A 17,750-nucleotide genomic window follows, 5' to 3' on the forward strand; every position below is an offset into this window, starting at 1 on the left:
AACGATCAAACAAGCGTTTCATCGGCTTGATGGCCATTTGATTACTTTGTCAGTGCGTTCTTCTGTGCAATCAGTACAATCGGCGCATTTGGCCCCGCCGAGAACGGAAGCAGTACGGCGGGGTGGTCACGAGAATTCCCATGCTCATCGGTAGTTATTCCTTCACGCTGGTCTTCATTTCGCTGTGTGTGGCGATCCTCGCGTCTTACACCGCGCTCGACCTCACCGGGCGCATCGCCACCGCCAAGGGGCGCGCCGTGCATTTATGGACGGCCGGCGGCGCCTTTGCCATGGGGGTTGGCGTCTGGTCGATGCACTTCATCGGCATGCTGGCCTTCAAACTGCCGATCAGCCTGGGCTATGACATTCCGATCACCGCGCTGTCGCTGTTGATCGCGGTGCTGTCCTGCGGCTTTGCCTTGTGGCTGGTCAGCCAGCCGAAACTGCCGGCCTGGCAACTGGCCTTCGGTGCCTTGATCATGGGCGCCGGCATCAGCGCCATGCATTACACCGGCATGGCCGCCATGCGCATGCAGCCGGGCATCGATTACGACCCGACCCTGTTTGGCGCTTCACTGTTGATCGCGGTTGGCGCTTCGGCGGCGGCATTGTGGATTGCCTTCCGCCTGCGTCAGCAATCGCCTTATGTGCGTCTGTTCCGTGCCGGCGCTGCCATCGTCATGGGGATCGCGATTGTCGGCATGCACTACACCGGCATGGCGGCGGCGCGTTTTCCCGACGGCAGTTTCTGCGGCGCGGCGCTCAGCGGTCTGAACGGCAATGGCCTGGACAACCTGGTGTTGATCACCACGCTGGCGGTGCTGACCATTGCGCTGCTGACTTCGATTCTCGATGCCCGCCTCGAAGCGCGCACCGCCGATCTGGCCCACTCGTTGACCGTGGCCAACCGCGAACTCACCCAACTGGCCCTGCACGACACCCTGACCGGCCTGCCGAACCGCATGTTGCTGGACGACCGGATCAATCAGGCGATGAAAAAGGTCAACGAACAGGGTGGCTGTTTTGCGTTGATGTTCATCGATCTGGACGGCTTCAAACCGGTCAACGATGCGTTCGGTCACCACATGGGCGACCAGTTGCTGCGTGAAGTGGCGGTGCGTCTGCGCGAAGATCTGCGCAGCCTCGACACGCTGGCGCGGATTGGCGGCGATGAATTCGTGCTGCTGGTGCGTTTGAGCGAGCCCGACGATGCGCTGGGTCTGGCGGCGCGTCAGGTCGGCTTGATTGCGCAGTCGTTCCGGGTCGCCGAGCATGAGCTGCAGATCTCTGCCAGCGTCGGCATTGCGGTGTATCCGGGCAACGGCCAGAACGCCCAGGAACTGCTGATGAACGCTGACGCGGCGATGTACCACGCCAAGGGCGGCGGCAAGAACGGCTACAGCTTCTTCGACGCCTCGATGAACAGCAACGCCCGCAAGCAACTGCAACTGTTGCAGGACCTGCGCGCGGCGCTCGAACACAATCAGTTCAGCCTGCATTACCAGCCCAAGTTCCATGCCGCCGATGGTCACCCGGTCGGTGCCGAAGCGTTGCTGCGCTGGGAGCACCCGCTCCACGGCATGCTGATGCCGGACAAGTTCATCGACCTGGCGGAGAAAACCGGGCTGATCATTCCGATCGGCGAATGGGTACTCAACGAAGCCTGCCGGCAGATGCGCGAATGGTATGTGCTGGGTTATACCGACTGGCGCATCGCGGTGAACCTCTCGGCCTTGCAGTTCTGTCACACCGGACTGGTGCGTAGCGTGGCCAAGGCCCTGGCCACGCACCACTTGCCGGCCAACAGCCTGACCCTGGAAATCACCGAAACCACCGCCATGAGCGACGCCGATGCAAGCATGACAGTGCTGCAGGAACTGTCCGACATGGGCGTCGACCTGTCCATCGACGACTTTGGCACTGGTTATTCGAGCCTGATGTACCTCAAGCGTCTGCCGGCCAACGAGCTGAAGATCGATCGCGGTTTCGTCCGTGACCTGGAACACGACAGCGATGACGCGGCCATTGTCTCGGCGATTGTCGCGCTGGGTCAGGCACTGGGCCTGCGCATTGTCGCCGAAGGTGTGGAGACCGGCGTGCAGCAGGACTTCCTGACGCAACTGGGCTGTGATTCGCTGCAAGGTTACCTGCTTGGCCATCCGATGCCGGCCGATCGCTTCCTGCAGGATATCGAGCGCGGCAAACAATTGGCGGCGAGCTGAACGGCTGACGCAGGCCATGCAAAACCCCGCAATGACGGTTATTCTTGCCCCGACTGTTACGTGTGCATTGGGGGAAGGCCAGCATGGATAAAGTCATTGTGATCACTGGCGGTGGTCGCGGAATCGGGGCCGCCACGGCGCTGTTGGCTGCCGAGCAAGGCTATCGGATCTGCATCAATTATCAGTCTGACGAGCAGGCGGCCCATCACGTACTCGACCAGGTACGCGAGCGCGGCGCCACCGCCATTGCCGTTCGCGCCGACGTCAGCATCGAAGACGAAGTGATCGGCCTGTTTCACCGGGTCGACACCGAGCTGGGCCGGGTCACCGCACTGGTGAACAACGCCGGCACCGTCGGGCACAAATCGCGGGTCGACGAAATGTCCGAATTCCGCATCCTCAAAATCATGAAAACCAACGTCCTGGCGCCGATCCTCTGCGCCAAGCACGCGATCCTGCGCATGTCGCCCAAACACGGCGGGCAGGGTGGCAGCATCGTCAACGTCTCCTCGGTCGCCGCGCGTCTGGGCTCGCCGAACGAGTACGTCGACTACGCCGCGTCCAAAGGCGCCCTCGACACGTTCACCATCGGTCTGTCCAAGGAAGTGGCGGGTGAGGGGATTCGGGTCAACGCGGTGCGTCCGGGCTACATCTACACCGATTTCCACGCTCTGAGCGGCGATCCGGACCGGGTCAGCAAGCTGGAGTCGGCGATTCCAATGGCCCGCGGCGGGCGGCCGGATGAAGTGGCGGAGGCGATTGTCTGGTTGCTGTCGGACAAGGCTTCGTATGCCACCGGGACTTTTGTCGATCTTGGCGGCGGACGTTAGTGAAGGTTCGTTCCCACGCGTTGCGTGGGAACGATCGCATCAGAACGACCGCACAATCCGCCCCAACGTCTCCATCGCCTTCTCCGAAGCCTCGGTCCACGGGCTGCCGTAGTTCAAACGGATGCAATTCCTGAAGCGCTGGGTCGGCGAGAAGATCGGCCCCGGCGCAATGCTGATGCCTTGCGCCAGCGCCATCTGAAACAACTTCAACGAATCCATCTGCGGTGGCAGTTCCAGCCACAGGAAATAGCCGCCCGCCGGTTGGCTCACGCGGGTCTGGGCCGGGAAGTAGCGGGCGATGGCCGCGAGCATCGCGCTTTGCTGTTCTTCGAGGGCGTAGCGCAATTTGCGCAAGTGACGGTCGTAGCCGCCGTGTTGCAGGTAGTCGGCGATGGCCGCCTGGGCCGGCATCGAGGCGCACAGTGAGGTCATCAGTTTCAGGCGTTCGATCTTCTGCGCGTAGCGCCCGGCGGCGACCCAGCCGATGCGGTAGCCGGGGGCCAGGCTCTTGGCGAATGAGCCGCAATGCATCACCAGACCTTCGGTGTCGAAAGCCTTGGCCGGTTTCGGCGCCTGCTGGCCGTAATAGAGCTCGGCGTAGACGTCGTCTTCGATCAGCGGCACTTGGTGCCGTTTCAGCAGTTCCACCAGTTCCTGTTTCTTGGCCTCGGGCATGGTCGCGCCCATCGGGTTCTGGAAACTGGTCATGCACCAGCAGGCCTTGATCGGGTGCCGCTCCAGGGTCTGGGCGAGCACACCGAGGTCGATGCCGTCGCGTGGGTGCACGGGGATTTCCACGGCTTTGAGTTTCAGCCGCTCGAGCACTTGCAGGCTGGCGTAGAACGCCGGAGCCTCGATGGCCACCAGGTCGCCGGGTTCGGTGACCGCTTGCAGGCACAGGTTCAGCGCTTCGAGGGCGCCGTTGGTGATCAGCAGTTCTTCCATCGGCAGCATCAGGCCGCCGACCATGTAGCGCAAGGCGATCTGCCGGCGCAGTTGCGGGTTGCCCGGCGACATGTCGGTGACCACCATGCGCGGGTCCATCTCCCGGGCGGCGCTGGCCAGCGAGCGTGACAGGCGTTGCAGCGGGAACAGTTCGGGGCTGGGGAATGCCGAGCCGAACGGCACGGTGCTCGGATCCTTGATCGATTCCAGTACCGAGAACACCAGTTCGCTGACGTCGACCTTGGTGGATTCGTTGACCTGGCTGCTGATCACCGGCTCCGAGAACGGGCTCGGGGCGTGGGTGTTGACGAAGTAACCGGAGCGCGGCCGGGCGCGGATCAGGCCGCGACGTTCCAGCAGGTAATAAGCCTGGAACACCGTGGACGGGCTGACGCCATAGGTCTGGCTCGCGTAGCGCACCGACGGCACCCGCTGGCCGGGGCCGAGGACGCCGGAGCGGATCAGTTCAGCGATGTCGTCGGCGAATTTTTCGTAGCGTTTCATCGGTGTCCTGCAATGGATTGGATTCGGAAAACGGTTATGCCAATGGATACAGCGCCATTGGCACAACGGACAGCATCTTAAAGGTTCAACGATTCATCGGCGCAACAAACCGGCTCTTCGCCACGCTATAAACCTCGGGCTCATCACTGTCGGCAATCTTGAAGCTCAAGGTCTGCGAGCTGCTGGCCGGGCGTTCCGTGGTCATGGCTACCGACACCGGCACATCGACGATCTCGCCCGGGGCCAGGCTCAGTTCGGTCTTGCCTTGGAGCTGGAAGCCGTCGCCGTCCACCAGCGTCAGGTTGTAGTCCTGGCGCTGCTGAGTCTTGTTGATGACTTTGAGGGTGTAGATGTTCTCGATCTGGCCCTGTCCGTTCTCGCGGAACAGGCCACGGTCCTTGGTCACGTCCAGCGACACCATTGACCGCTCGACCAACGCCAGGGCGAGAGCGCCGATCATCACCACCAGCACTGCGACGTAACCAATCAACCTCGGACGCAGCAGATGCGTCTTGCCACCCTGAAGTTCACGCTCGGAGGTATAGCGGATCAGGCCTCGCGCATAGTTCATCTTGTCCATGATCGAATCGCAGGCGTCGATGCACGCCGCGCAGCCGATGCATTCCATCTGCAGGCCGTCGCGGATGTCGATGCCGGTCGGGCAGACCTGCACGCACAACTGGCAGTCGATGCAATCGCCGAGGCCGGCTTCGGCCGGTTTCACCTCGCGTTTGCGCGGGCCACGGTTTTCGCCACGGGCCGCGTCGTAGGAAATCGCCAGGGTGTCCTTGTCGAACATCACGCTCTGGAACCGCGCATACGGGCACATGTGCATGCACACCGCTTCGCGCAGCCAGCCGGCGTTGATGTACGTGGCGGCGGTGAAGAACAGCACCCAGAACAGGCTGACACCGCCGATCTGCAAGGTCAGCAGTTCTTCGGCCAACGGGCGGATCGGGGTGAAATAGCCGACGAAGGTCAGGCCGGTGAGCACGCTGATCGCCAGCCACAACGTGTGCTTGGCCGCACGCCGCGCCAGCTTGTTCAGGCTCCACGGCGCGCCTTGCAGTTTGATCCGCTGGTTGCGTTCACCCTCGGTGATCTTCTCGCACCACATGAAGATCCATGTCCACGAACTCTGTGGGCAGGTGTAGCCACACCAGACCCGGCCGGCGAACACAGTAATGGCGAACAGGCCGAACGCGGCGATGATCAACAGTGCCGACAGCAGAATGAAGTCCTGCGGCCAGAAGGTCGCGCCAAAGATGTGGAATTTGCTTTCGGAAAGATCCCATAGCACTGCCTGGCGCCCGCCCCAGTTCAGCCACACAGTGCCGAAAAACAGCAGGAACAAAAATCCCGCGCCGCTCATGCGCAGGGTGCGGAACAGGCCGGTGAAGCTGCGGGTGAAAATCTGGTTGTCGCTGGTGGCGTGTTTCGCCTTCATTGGGCGCGCCGGTACTTTTTTTATCTGGGGAGATGCTTCTACGGTTCGGACGGGGATTCGTTCGCTCATGGTCGTTCGCTCATCAGCCTCCATCAGGCCAGTGAACTATGAGCGCCGATCTGTTTGCATAACAGACTCAGGTATTTCAATAAAAAGCGTATCAGATGGGTTTTGCGCCCGGCCCTGCGACAACTTGAAGCAGCCGGCGGTGCAGGGCGCAGACGCCTATCCCGGAAGGCAGCGCGGGATATTGACCGGGGTCAGTCAAATCACCGAATCACTGTCGGTGGCTTTCAGGTGTTTGCGCCCGTCCTTGGCGCCTGCGACGGTCAGGGCATCGGCTTCGGCCTCTGTGATGTAAATGCGCCGGCCTTCGATTTCCACGGCGGACATCGATTTCTCGCTATCGGTGATGACCGTCAGGTCGCCGCACAGGCGAATCTGCTCACCGTTTTCGGTGGCGAAAAAACAGGTCTGGTTTTCGATGCGCACGGTCATGGGGCTGTCCTTTTTTCCAAGGGGTGTTGAAAGGTTAGGGCGCAGCCCCGGGGGATCGTTCTGTGCAACCGATTAATGGTCACCGGGCGATCAGACAATCACCGGCGGCATGGTCGACGGTGGCTCTTCCTTGGGCGGCGGCGTGGTGCCCGGTGGCTCCTGTTCCGGGATCGGCTGCGGCTCGGTTTCGGGCAGCACCGGTTTGTCGATGTTCGGATCGGGCGTTTCAGCGGGGATCGGAATCGTCATCAGATGAACCTCCGTGTGGCACATGGCGTGAGAAGTGCTTAAGTGGGTTGACCACTTCTGCGCGAAATCGATCCGATTTTGTGGCGGGGCAAATCCCTGTGAACTTTTGTCGCCGAGGTTCGCTCGGAACCTGAGAGCGTTCATGGTCGGGCACAGGTCTGGCCGTGAGTATCGAACAGGCAAACGAGCGTCCTTGGGGCGTTAAGGAGAGATGCTCAATGACTGCTGAAAAACCCTCCGAACAGAGCTACAACCCGCACATCCCGCTGTCGCAGGCGTTGCTGCTGCCGCGCATTGTCATTGAAAACACCCGGCCGACCCTCGATGGCGGGCAGTTTGCCGTCAAGGCTGTAGTCGGGCGCGAGATCGTGGTCACCAGCAAGATCTTCGCCGACGGCCACGACAAACTGGCGGTGCGCATCCGCTGGCGCGAGGAAGGCGAGGAAGTCTGGCAAAGCGAAGTCATGACCGATCAGGGCAACAACGGCTGGGAAGGCCGGTTCCGCCCCCAGCGCATGGGTCGCTACCTGTACCTGATCGAAGCCTGGATCGACCAGTTCGCCAGTTTTCAGTACGAGCTGGAGAAGAAACACCTGGCCGCCGTCCCCGTCAGCCTTGAGCTGCAGGAAGGCCGCACGATGGTGCAACAAGCGGCCGAACGCAGCGAAGGCCAGCTCAGCGAACGGCTGGCGGCGCTGCACCACGAATTGTCCGGCCTGCTCGAAACCGAGCAGGTCGCGTTGTTTCTGCACTCGCAGAGTGCGCAGTTGATGGCCGAGGCCGATCATCGCCCGTATCTGAGCATCAGTCCGGAGTTTCCGCTGGACGTTGAACGGGAACTGGCCGAGTTTGCCAGTTGGTATGAGCTGTTTCCCCGCTCGATCACCGACGATCCCGCCCGTCACGGCACCTTCAACGATGTGCACTCGCGGTTGCCGATGATTCAGGACATGGGCTTCGACGTGTTGTATTTCACGCCGATCCATCCCATAGGCCGCAGCCATCGCAAGGGCCGCAACAATTCCCTGACTGCTGGTCCGGACGATCCTGGCAGTCCTTACGCGATTGGCAGCGAAGAGGGCGGCCACGAAGCGATTCATTCGCAGCTCGGCACCCGCGAGGATTTTCGTCGGCTGGTGGCGGCAGCCGCTGACCATGGACTGGAGATCGCCCTCGATTTCGCCATCCAGTGTTCCCAGGATCATCCGTGGCTCAAACAGCATCCGGGTTGGTTCAACTGGCGGCCGGACGGCACGATCAAATACGCGGAGAACCCGCCGAAGAAATACCAGGACATCGTCAACGTCGACTTCTATGCGCCGGAAGCGATTCCGAGCCTGTGGGTCGAACTGCGGGACATCGTCGTCGGCTGGGTCGAGGAGGGCGTGAAGATCTTCCGCGTCGACAATCCGCACACCAAGCCGCTGCCGTTCTGGCAATGGCTGATTGCCGATGTGCGCACGTTGCACCCCGAAGTGATCTTCCTCGCCGAGGCGTTCACCACTCCGGCGATGATGGCGCGGCTGGGCAAGGTCGGTTACACCCAGAGCTACACCTATTTCACCTGGCGCAACACCAAGGCTGAACTGGCGAGTTACTTCAGCGAACTCAACGAATCGCCCTGGCGCGAGTGCTACCGGCCGAATTTTTTCGTCAACACGCCGGACATCAACCCGGCGTTCCTGCACCAATCGGGGCGCCCGGGATTTCTCATCCGGGCGGCGCTGGCGACCATGGGCTCGGGCCTGTGGGGCATGTATTCGGGGTTCGAACTGTGCGAATCGGCGCCGGTGCCGGGCAAGGAGGAATACCTCGATTCCGAGAAGTACGAGATCCGCGTCCGCGACTTCAACCAGCCCGGCAACATCATCGCCGAGATCGCCCAGCTCAACCGTATCCGCCGGCAGAACCCGGCGCTGCACAGTCATCTGGGCCTGAAGATCTACAACGCCTGGAACGACAACATTCTGTATTTCGGCAAGCGCAGCGCCGATGGCAGCAATTTCATTCTGGTGGCCGTCAGCCTCGATCCGCATCACCCGCAGGAGGCCAATTTCGAACTGCCGCTGTGGGAAATGGGCCTGCCGGACGACGCCACCACCCACGGCGAGGACCTGATGAACGGCCATCGCTGGGACTGGCACGGCAAGTACCAGTTCATGCGGATCGACCCGGCTTATCAGCCGTTCGGCATCTGGCGGATCACCGCTGCCTGATCCGGGCCGACGCATTCATGCATTGAACAGGAGTTTCACATGGCGAAGAAACCCAAGTCAGCCACCTTCATCAAGGACCCGCTCTGGTACAAGGACGCGGTGATCTATCAGGTTCACGTCAAATCCTTTTTCGACTCCAACAATGACGGGATCGGCGATTTTCCCGGCCTGATCGCCAAGCTCGATTACATCGCCGAACTCGGCGTCAACACCATCTGGCTGCTGCCGTTCTACCCGTCGCCACGGCGCGATGACGGTTATGACATTGCCGAGTACCGTGGCGTACACAGCGATTACGGGACCATGGCCGACGCCAAACGCTTCATCGCCGAGGCGCACAAACGGGGTTTGCGGGTCATTACCGAGCTGGTCATCAATCACACCTCGGATCAGCACCCGTGGTTCCAGCGGGCGCGCAAGGCCAAGCCCGGTTCGGCGGCCCGCGACTTCTATGTGTGGTCGGATGATGACCAGAAATACGACGGTACGCGGATCATTTTCCTCGACACCGAAAAGTCCAACTGGACCTGGGACCCGGTGGCCGGCCAATACTTCTGGCACCGTTTCTATTCGCACCAGCCGGACCTGAATTTCGACAACCCGCAAGTCATGAAAGCCGTGCTGTCGGTGATGCGCTACTGGCTGGACATGGGCATCGACGGCCTGCGCCTGGATGCCATTCCGTACCTGATCGAGCGCGACGGCACCAACAACGAAAACCTCCCGGAAACCCACGACGTCCTCAAGCAGATCCGTGCCGAAATCGACGCCAATTACCCGGATCGCATGCTGCTGGCCGAAGCCAATCAATGGCCGGAAGACACCCAGTTGTACTTCGGCGATACCGACGCCGAGGGCGTCAATGGCGACGAATGTCACATGGCATTTCACTTCCCGCTGATGCCGCGCATGTACATGGCGCTGGCGCAGGAAGATCGCTTCCCGATCACGGACATCCTGCGTCAGACCCCGGAGATCCCGGCCAACTGCCAATGGGCGATCTTCCTGCGCAACCACGATGAACTGACGCTGGAGATGGTCACCGACAAGGAACGCGACTACCTCTGGAATTACTACGCCGCCGACCGTCGCGCGCGGATCAACCTCGGCATCCGCCGGCGTCTGGCGCCGCTGATGGAGCGCGACCGTCGCCGTATCGAGCTGCTCAACAGTCTGCTGCTGTCGATGCCCGGCACGCCGACCCTGTATTACGGCGATGAAATCGGCATGGGCGACAACATCTATCTGGGTGACCGCGACGGTGTGCGCACGCCGATGCAATGGTCTATCGACCGTAACGGCGGCTTTTCCCGGGCCGATCCGGCCAGTCTGGTGCTGCCGCCGATCATGGACCCGCAGTACGGCTTTCAGTCGGTCAACGTCGAAACCCAGGCCGGCGATCCGCATTCGCTGCTGAACTGGACCCGTCGCTTGCTGACCGTGCGCAAGCAATCCAAGGCGTTCGGTCGTGGCACCTTGAAGATGCTGTCGCCGGCCAATCGTCGGGTGCTGGCCTACACCCGCGAATACACCGGGCCGGACGGCAAACACGAAATCATCCTCTGTGTGGCCAACGTTTCGCGCAGCGCCCAGGCGGTGGAGCTGGACCTGTCGGCCTACGTCGGCATGGTGCCGGTGGAGATGCTCGGCGGTAATGCGTTTCCGCCCATCGGCCAGCTCAACTTTCTGCTGACCCTGGCGCCTTACGGCTTCTACTGGTTCGGCCTCGCGGCGGAAAACCAGATGCCGAGCTGGCACGTCGAGCCGGCGCAGAGCCTGCCGGACTTCACCACGCTGGTGCTGAAAAAACGCATGGAAGAACTGCTCGAAGCGCCGTCCCGGGCCACCCTCGAACAGGGCATCCTGCCGAACTGGCTGCAGAACCGCCGCTGGTTCGCCGGCAAGGACGCGGCCATCGAGCACGTTCGACTGGCTTATGGCGTGCGTTTTGGCGACGCGCAGCATCCGGTGTTGCTCAGCGAGATCGAAGTCAGCAGCGGCGGGCAGACCTGCCGTTACCAACTGCCGTTCGGGTTTATCTCGGAAGATCAGGTCGGGCCGGCGTTGCCGCAGCAACTGGCGTTGTCCCGTGTGCGACGGGTCCGTCAGGTCGGTCTGATTACCGATGCGTTCAGTCTCGAAGCGTTTATTCGTGCGGTTTTACAAGGCATGCAAAGTGGCACGGTGCTGGACTCCAGCGATGGTGAAATCCGTTTCGAGGCCACGCCGCAACTGGAAAGCCTGGGACTCGGTAGCGAGTCGGAAGTGCGTTATCTGTCGGCCGAGCAATCCAACAGTTCGGTGGTAATCGGCAACAGTCTGGTGCTTAAGCTGATCCGCAAAGTCGCTTCCGGCGTACACCCGGAACTGGAGATGAGCGCTTACCTGACCACTGCCGGATTTGCCAATATCTCCCCGCTGCTCGGTTCGGTGATTCGCCGCGACGGGCAGGGCGAAGACAACCTGCTGATGATTGCCCAGGGCTACCTGAGCAATCAGGGCGATGCCTGGGAATGGACGCAGAACAACCTCGAACGGGCCTTGCGCGATGAGCTGGCGGACGCCGTGTCCGAACAGTCGCAGCACTACAACGCCCTCGGCGAGCTGAAGGATTTTGCCGGGATGCTGGGTCAGCGACTGGGGGAAATGCATCAGGTGCTGGCGGCGTCCACCGACAACCCGGACTTCGCGCCACAGGTCTGCTCGGCCAAGGATGCGCAAGCCACCGGCAAGGACGTGGGCGCTCAGGTCGAGCACGCTTTGAAGCTGCTCAAACCGCATCAAAACGAACTCGATGCGGCGGATCAAAAGCTTGTCGGTCGTCTGCTCGACCACAAGAAAACCATCCTCGCCCATGTGCAGGAACTGGCGAAGAAATCCGCCGGCGGTTTGCGCATCCGCGTGCATGGCGATCTGCATCTGGGGCAAGTGCTGGTGATCAAGGGCGATGCGTACCTGATCGACTTCGAAGGCGAACCGGCGCGGCCACTGGCCGAGCGTCGTGGCAAGCACAGCCCTTACAAGGATGTCAGCGGTGTGTTGCGTTCCTTCGATTACGCGGCCGCGATGACCATCAACGTGCACAACGTCGACAACAGTCCCGAGGCCGAAGCGGCACGTCGACGGGTTGCCGAGCGTTATCTGCGTGAGGCCCGCGAGGCATTTGTCGAGGCATATCAGCGAGCGGCAGCTAGTCTTGATCATGCCTGGCAGGATCCTGAAGGTGCCGACGCCGCACTGGCGTTGTTCGGTCTGGAGAAAGCGGCCTACGAAGTGGCCTATGAAGCCGAAAATCGCCCCACCTGGCTGCCCGTGCCGTTGCACGGTCTGTATGGGTTATTGACGGGGCTGGAACCCTTTTCCGATCTTGGTGGAGAGTAGTCATGAGTTTCTCGAACAAGGAACAGGGTCACGTTAAAGAGCGTTTGCTGCCCGGGGCCAGGGACATCGATGCCCTGGTGCGTGCAGAACATCAGGACCCGTTTTCCATTCTCGGGCCCCACGGCGATGGTGCCGGCGGAGAGTTCATCCGGGCGTACCTGCCCGGCGCATTGAGTGTCACGGTGCTGGACAAGGACAGCGGCGAAGAGCGCGGCCCGCTGGAGGCGACCGAGACGCCGGGGCTGTTTGTCGGGCATTTCGAATCGACGCGGCCTTATCTGTTGCGTACGCGTTGGGCCGGTGGCGAACAGGTTGCGGAAGATCCCTACAGCTTTGGCCAGTTGCTCGGTGAAATGGATTTGTATCTGTTCGCCGAAGGCAATCATCGCGACCTCAGCAGCTGCCTCGGTGCGCAACTGAAAACCGTGGATGGCGTCGACGGTGTGCGCTTCGCCGTGTGGGCGCCGAATGCCCGGCGGGTGTCGGTGGTCGGCGACTTCAACGTCTGGGACGGGCGCCGGCATCCGATGCGGCTGCGCCATCCGTCCGGGGTCTGGGAGCTGTTCATTCCGCGCCTGCAGGCGGGGGATCTGTACAAATACGAAATCCTTGGCGCCCACGGCATCCTGCCGCTCAAGGCCGATCCGATGGCCCTGGCCACCAGCCTGCCGCCGGACACTGCGTCGAAAGTCGCCTCGCCGTTGCAGGTCGACTGGCAGGATCAGCACTGGATGACCGGCCGCCGCGAACGCCAGCAACACAATGCGCCGCTGTCGATCTATGAGCTGCATGCCGGATCCTGGCAATGCGAATTGGACGATCTCGGTGAAGTGGCCCGTCAGTACACCTGGCCGGAACTGGCCGAGCGCTTGATTCCCTACGTCAAGGAGCTGGGCTTCACCCACATCGAACTGATGCCGATCATGGAGCACCCGTTCGGCGGCTCCTGGGGTTACCAGTTGCTGTCGCAGTTCGCCCCGAGTGCGCGGTACGGCACGCCGGACGAGTTCGCGGCGTTCGTCAACGCCTGCCATCAGGCCGATATCGGGGTGATTCTCGACTGGGTGCCGGCGCATTTTCCGACCGATACCCATGGCCTGGCGCAGTTCGACGGCACGGCGCTGTACGAGTACGGCAACCCGCTGGAAGGCTTCCATCAGGATTGGGACACGCTGATCTACAACCTGGGCCGCACCGAAGTGCACGGCTACATGCTGGCATCGGCGTTGCACTGGCTGAAGCATTTCCATGTCGACGGGCTGCGGGTCGATGCGGTGGCATCGATGCTCTATCGCGACTATTCGCGCAAGGCCGGGGAGTGGGTGCCCAATCGCCATGGCGGACGGGAGAATCTGGAGGCCATCGACTTCCTTCGCCACCTCAACGATGTGGTGGCGCTGGAAGCACCGGGCGCGCTGGTGATCGCCGAGGAATCCACGGCCTGGCCCGGCGTCAGTCAAAGCACCCAGCAGGGCGGCCTCGGCTTTGCCTACAAATGGAACATGGGCTGGATGCACGATTCGCTGCATTACATCCAGCAGGATCCGGTGTACCGCGCCCATCATCACAACGAGTTGAGTTTTGGTCTGGTGTACGCGTGGTCCGAGCGTTTCATTCTGCCGATCTCCCACGACGAAGTAGTGCACGGCAAGCACTCGCTGATCGACAAGATGCCCGGCGACCGCTGGCAGAAGTTCGCCAACCTGCGGGCCTATCTGAGCTTCATGTGGACCCATCCGGGCAAGAAGCTGTTGTTCATGGGTTGCGAGTTCGGCCAGTGGCGCGAGTGGAATCACGATCAGCAGCTGGACTGGTATCTGCTGCAGTATTCCGAGCACAAAGGCGTGCAGAAACTGGTTGGCGATCTGAATCGGTTGTACCGCGAAGAGCCGGCGCTGCACGAGCAGGACGATGCACCGCAGGGGTTCCAGTGGCTGATCGGTGACGATGCGATCAACAGCGTCTATGCGTGGCTGCGCTGGAGCAAGGAGGGGACGCCGGTGCTGGTGGTGGCCAACTTCACACCGGTGCCGCGTCAGTCGTACCGGGTGGGCGTGCCGTTTGCCGGGCGCTGGAAGGAACTGCTCAACAGTGATGCCGACACCTATGCGGGTTCCAACTATGGCAATGGCGGCGGGGCGTTTACCGAAGATGTGGCCAGTCACGGCCAGGCGTTGTCGCTGGAGTTGAATCTGCCGCCGCTGGCGGTATTGATCCTCAAGCCCGAGGGCTGACGATAAACCTGCGGGAGCAAACGACTTGCTCCCGCAGGAACGTCGTTACCACCGCATCCGCACCCCCAGACTGCCGATCAATCCGTTCAGATCGTTGTCGTCCACATCACTGCTGTAGTCGGCGCTCACGTACAGGCTCACGCTCGGCGTGACCTTCGCCACCAGACCCAGGCCGAGTTCCACCGTCGAAGACTTGCGGCTGCTGCTGATCTTGTCCACCTGATCGAGGGTCACCGCATTGCCGGTGTACACCGTGTGCCACAGGTTGGTGCGCACGTAGGGTTCGACCGGCAGACCGCTGAGGTCGTAACTGCCTTTGAGTCGGGCACCGACCCGGCCGCTCCAGGACGAAATGTCAGTTGATGAAGCATTGCCCGAGCCTGCATAAGGCGTGTCGAGGGTGATGCGCTGATTGATCAATTGTGCCTGAGGCTCGACTACCCAGTTTTCGCTCAGGCCGATCGGGAAGCCGCCTTCCACGGAGAGGGTCATCGCGCTGCCTTCCGTGGCCAGACGCGCGCCCTGTTCATTGCGGCTGAAACCACTGACCCGGCCACCGCTGGCCGACAGATCCACGTGCCAGCCTGCTGAACCGGTCAGGCTGTAATAGGCGCCAAGGCTCTGGCCCTGCAGATTGAGGGTGTCGGTGGTCGGGTCGGCGAGGGCGCGGTTGACGATCAGGCCGCTGCCGTTACCCTGGATCTGATTCAGGCCGCCGATCAGGCCGATGCGCTGAGTCTGGCCGCCACTGCCATGCAGGGTCAGCACGGCCGGCCCTTTGACTTCCCCTGAGCCGGGCACCGCAAACCCGGCTCCAAGGATGTCGCTCTGTGCCAGGCGAGAGGGCTGCCCGTAAAGCTGATCCCAGTCCGAGGGGGCGAGATCCTCGGTAAGCAAATGCGTGCCGCGCAGGTCAGGGCGCGGGCTCAGGCGTTGTGAATCGGGCGTGATGACGGTCGCGGGCAGCGTCATGATCGGCACGTCCTGGCGATACCAGGGTGTGGTCTCATCCGCCACAGGACCCGCCTGCGCCTCCATGGATGAGCACAGCAAGATAGAACTAGAAACGGTGCAAAAGGTGATTTTGATCTCGTGTGGGGTGAGTGAGGTTTTCATGAAGGTCTACCTTGCTAGCGCATGCGGTATCTCGCCTTGGCGTCTCTCCTACCCCGAATGAGGGGCGACCGAATGGAGCGAGGCGAACCTGGGGCAGCCCGTTTTCACGAGTGTCCGAAGGCTCGCCCCGAGTAGTGATTCCGGGGGTAGTAAGGTAGAGCTAAGAAGACCGCTGACATTGCGTCAAGAAAATGGACGATGAGCGGTATGGTTAAATCAGAGATCACAAGCGTTTGTTTTTATGCACATATCTAAGTTGTTGTTTGCAGGGAGAAACACGCCTTGAACCGCGAGACAGAGCGTTTGCTTAGTCTGCTATCGGCTTGCCAACTGATGCGATTGCCTCTGTTTCCTGTCAGGCCACGCAGGTCATTACTGTCAATATTGCTACTGTAACCGGCACTGGCGTAAATACTCGCTGCGCGTTCGAACTACAAATGCACCTCGACCGCCAGCGGCAGATGATCCGACAAATGCGTCCATGGCTTGCTGCCAAGAATCTGCGGGTCATGACTGCTGGCATTGCGCAGGTAGACCCGGTCCAGCCGCAGCAGCGGAAAGCGCGCCGGGTAGGTCTTGGCCGGCCGACCGTGATGGCGCTCGAACGCTTCGTGAAGGTAGTCGCGGCGGGCGAGGGCGAGGTTGCCTTGCATCTGCCAGTCATTGAAGTCGCCGGCGATGATCACCGGTGCATCATCCGGCAGGGATTCAAGCAACTGGCAGAGCAGCTGCAGCTGCAATTGCCGGTGGCTTTCCAGCAGGCTCAGGTGCACGCAGATCGCGTGCACCTCGGCATGTCCCGGTACGTCCAGTACACAGTGCAGAAGGCCCCGCCGTTCGGGGCCGGTGATCGAGACATCGAGGTTGCGGTATTCGCGGATCGGGTACTTCGACAGCAGTGCATTGCCGTGGTGGCCGTCGGGGTAGACGGCGTTGCGCCCGTAAGCGAAATCGCTCCACATGCTGTCGGCGAGAAATTCGTATTGCGAGGTTTGCGGCCACTCGTTGTAGCGGTTTGAATGCCGTTCGTGTTCGCCCACCACCTCCTGAAGAAACACCAGATCGGCGCTGGTGCTGCGTACCGCTTCACGCAGCTCCGGGAGGATGAAACGCCGATTGAGTGCGGTGAAACCCTTGTGTGTATTGACCGTCAACACCCGCAGGCGATGAATGGCGGACACGTCGATGGCATGACGCTTGGGATCGCTGGACACGGTCGCTCCTATGAATCATGACTGCCTCTTCTTGCGACTGATCCGGGTGCGGGCAGTTCACATTGAGTGACTGCCCGCGCCCGCCCATCAGTCGACGAAGACAATTTCATAAGGCAGACGCATGCGCTCCAGAATAGCCTTGGGCAACAGCGGTGCAATGCCGATGGCCGGCTCGCCGTTCAACTGACTGGCATAGGCGTGGGTGGCGTGGCTCTTGCGTGCGACGGTCCAGGTGTCGAGGCGCAGCTTGCGGGCGCGGTGCCACGGGATCTGTGCCTGATCACGTTCCGGCCAGTGCCAGGCCCAGACCGGCACATCGTGGTACGTGGCGCCGGCCTGTCGGGCGGCTTTGGCGCTGGCCCGGCCGACCACTTCATGATCGGCGCTGCCGTCCTCGCACCAGGTGCTGAACACCACGTCACCGGGGCGCAGGTAGCGGGAAATGAATTCCGTCAGTTGGGTTTCCTGATCGAGCAGGGCATTGTCGGTGAAACCGCCGCGCACCCATTTCAGGCTGTGCATCGGCAGGCCCAGACGGCGCAGGGCCTCGACGCTTTCCTGGGGCCGGAAAACGCTCAGGCGTTTTTCTGACCACTGGCGCGAGCCGGGGTGACTGGCGCTGCCATCGGTGATCGAGAGCAGTTGCAGGGGATGGCCGAGGGCCGACAGCAGTTGCAGCAGGCCGCCGCAGGTCACCACTTCATCGCCGGGGTGTGGCGCAATGACCACCGCACGGGCACCGGGCGGCACGAGGCTGTGGGTGTTGATGACCGGAATATTGTCGAGTTGCGCGGCGCTGTTCCATATTTGCGCCGGCAGGCCGCTTTCGTTGAGAGATAACGGTTTCATGAGGCAGGACGTCCTTGTTGTGTCTGGCCTTCAGTCGCACACGAC

Annotated in this window: 12 protein-coding genes; 5 read left to right on the forward strand and 7 right to left on the reverse strand. The window is 61.7% G+C overall.

The window, feature by feature from the left end; all coding sequences use genetic code 11:
- Window positions 1–140: 140 nt before the first annotated feature.
- Entirely contained in the window at window positions 141–2,222 is a 2,082-nt protein-coding gene (locus M5B98_RS00910) for a putative bifunctional diguanylate cyclase/phosphodiesterase (RefSeq protein WP_085708226.1), read from the forward strand.
- An 83-nt stretch (window positions 2,223–2,305) separates the two neighbouring features.
- Window positions 2,306–3,052 carry an SDR family oxidoreductase gene (locus M5B98_RS00915; protein ID WP_085708225.1) on the forward strand — a complete coding sequence of 249 codons (747 nt, stop codon included), beginning with the start codon at window positions 2,306–2,308 and terminating at the stop codon, window positions 3,050–3,052.
- Window positions 3,053–3,091: 39 nt separating this feature from the next.
- Here the strand turns inward: M5B98_RS00915 and mapR are convergent, their stop codons facing one another.
- The 4 genes from mapR to M5B98_RS00935 form a co-directional block, all read right to left on the reverse strand.
- Window positions 3,092–4,501, reverse strand: a complete 1,410-nt coding sequence (gene mapR, locus M5B98_RS00920; protein WP_248741455.1) for a GntR family transcriptional regulator MpaR — start codon at window positions 4,499–4,501, stop codon at window positions 3,092–3,094.
- An 85-nt stretch (window positions 4,502–4,586) separates the two neighbouring features.
- Window positions 4,587–6,017 (reverse strand): cytochrome c oxidase accessory protein CcoG, encoded by a 1,431-nt coding sequence (ccoG, locus tag M5B98_RS00925; protein WP_248741456.1) that lies wholly within the window; start codon window positions 6,015–6,017, stop codon window positions 4,587–4,589.
- A gap of 195 nt (window positions 6,018–6,212) precedes the next feature.
- Complete coding sequence (locus tag M5B98_RS00930) at window positions 6,213–6,446, reverse strand: DUF3203 family protein (RefSeq protein ID WP_248741457.1); 234 nt, start codon at window positions 6,444–6,446, stop codon at window positions 6,213–6,215.
- A gap of 90 nt (window positions 6,447–6,536) precedes the next feature.
- Entirely contained in the window at window positions 6,537–6,695 is a 159-nt protein-coding gene (locus tag M5B98_RS00935) for a hypothetical protein (RefSeq protein WP_167443771.1), read from the reverse strand.
- A 218-nt stretch (window positions 6,696–6,913) separates the two neighbouring features.
- Here M5B98_RS00935 and M5B98_RS00940 point away from each other — a divergent pair, with 218 nt between their 5' ends.
- Genes M5B98_RS00940 through glgB form a run of 3 tightly spaced genes read left to right on the forward strand, consistent with a single transcriptional unit; the run spans window position 6,914 to window position 14,526 of the window.
- Window positions 6,914–8,911: an alpha-1,4-glucan--maltose-1-phosphate maltosyltransferase gene (locus M5B98_RS00940; RefSeq protein WP_248741458.1), complete on the forward strand. Its 1,998-nt coding sequence runs from the start codon at window positions 6,914–6,916 to the stop codon at window positions 8,909–8,911.
- Window positions 8,912–8,950: 39 nt separating this feature from the next.
- A complete protein-coding gene (treS, locus tag M5B98_RS00945) occupies window positions 8,951–12,292 on the forward strand; it encodes a maltose alpha-D-glucosyltransferase (RefSeq protein ID WP_248741459.1) in 3,342 nt (1,113 codons plus the stop codon).
- Between the two features lie 2 nt (window positions 12,293–12,294).
- Window positions 12,295–14,526: a 1,4-alpha-glucan branching protein GlgB gene (glgB, locus tag M5B98_RS00950; RefSeq protein WP_248741460.1), complete on the forward strand. Its 2,232-nt coding sequence runs from the start codon at window positions 12,295–12,297 to the stop codon at window positions 14,524–14,526.
- 45 nt (window positions 14,527–14,571) lie between these two features.
- On the opposite strand, the gene M5B98_RS00955 is transcribed toward glgB, so the two are convergent.
- From M5B98_RS00955 to M5B98_RS00965, 3 genes are all read right to left on the reverse strand, one after another.
- On the reverse strand, window positions 14,572–15,642 hold the full coding sequence (locus tag M5B98_RS00955; protein ID WP_248741461.1) for an autotransporter outer membrane beta-barrel domain-containing protein: 1,071 nt from the start codon (window positions 15,640–15,642) through the stop codon (window positions 14,572–14,574).
- Window positions 15,643–16,073: 431 nt separating this feature from the next.
- The gene (locus tag M5B98_RS00960; RefSeq protein WP_248741462.1) at window positions 16,074–16,856 is read right to left on the reverse strand and encodes an endonuclease/exonuclease/phosphatase family protein; all 783 of its coding nucleotides are present in this window, start codon (window positions 16,854–16,856) and stop codon (window positions 16,074–16,076) included.
- An 87-nt stretch (window positions 16,857–16,943) separates the two neighbouring features.
- A complete protein-coding gene (locus tag M5B98_RS00965) occupies window positions 16,944–17,705 on the reverse strand; it encodes a PIG-L deacetylase family protein (protein ID WP_085708214.1) in 762 nt (253 codons plus the stop codon).
- Between the last annotated feature and the right edge of the window lie 45 nt (window positions 17,706–17,750).

Source organism: Pseudomonas sp. MWU12-3088, from assembly GCF_023242405.1.
In the GTDB taxonomy this organism is placed as follows: Bacteria; Pseudomonadota; Gammaproteobacteria; order Pseudomonadales; family Pseudomonadaceae; genus Aquipseudomonas; species Aquipseudomonas kribbensis.

Excerpts from the sequence above, each read along its gene's own strand:
- M5B98_RS00935 (WP_167443771.1), bottom strand. The coding sequence starts at position 6,695 with ATGACGATTCCGATCCCCGCTGAAACGCCCGATCCGAACATCGACAAA.
- ccoG (WP_248741456.1), bottom strand. The coding sequence starts at position 6,017 with ATGAGCGAACGAATCCCCGTCCGAACCGTAGAAGCATCTCCCCAGATA.
- M5B98_RS00930 (WP_248741457.1), bottom strand. The coding sequence starts at position 6,446 with ATGACCGTGCGCATCGAAAACCAGACCTGTTTTTTCGCCACCGAAAAC.
- M5B98_RS00955 (WP_248741461.1), bottom strand. The coding sequence starts at position 15,642 with ATGAAAACCTCACTCACCCCACACGAGATCAAAATCACCTTTTGCACC.
- M5B98_RS00940 (WP_248741458.1), top strand. The coding sequence starts at position 6,914 with ATGACTGCTGAAAAACCCTCCGAACAGAGCTACAACCCGCACATCCCG.
- M5B98_RS00965 (WP_085708214.1), bottom strand. The coding sequence starts at position 17,705 with ATGAAACCGTTATCTCTCAACGAAAGCGGCCTGCCGGCGCAAATATGG.
- treS (WP_248741459.1), top strand. The coding sequence starts at position 8,951 with ATGGCGAAGAAACCCAAGTCAGCCACCTTCATCAAGGACCCGCTCTGG.
- M5B98_RS00915 (WP_085708225.1), top strand. The coding sequence starts at position 2,306 with ATGGATAAAGTCATTGTGATCACTGGCGGTGGTCGCGGAATCGGGGCC.
- mapR (WP_248741455.1), bottom strand. The coding sequence starts at position 4,501 with ATGAAACGCTACGAAAAATTCGCCGACGACATCGCTGAACTGATCCGC.
- glgB (WP_248741460.1), top strand. The coding sequence starts at position 12,295 with ATGAGTTTCTCGAACAAGGAACAGGGTCACGTTAAAGAGCGTTTGCTG.
- M5B98_RS00910 (WP_085708226.1), top strand. The coding sequence starts at position 141 with ATGCTCATCGGTAGTTATTCCTTCACGCTGGTCTTCATTTCGCTGTGT.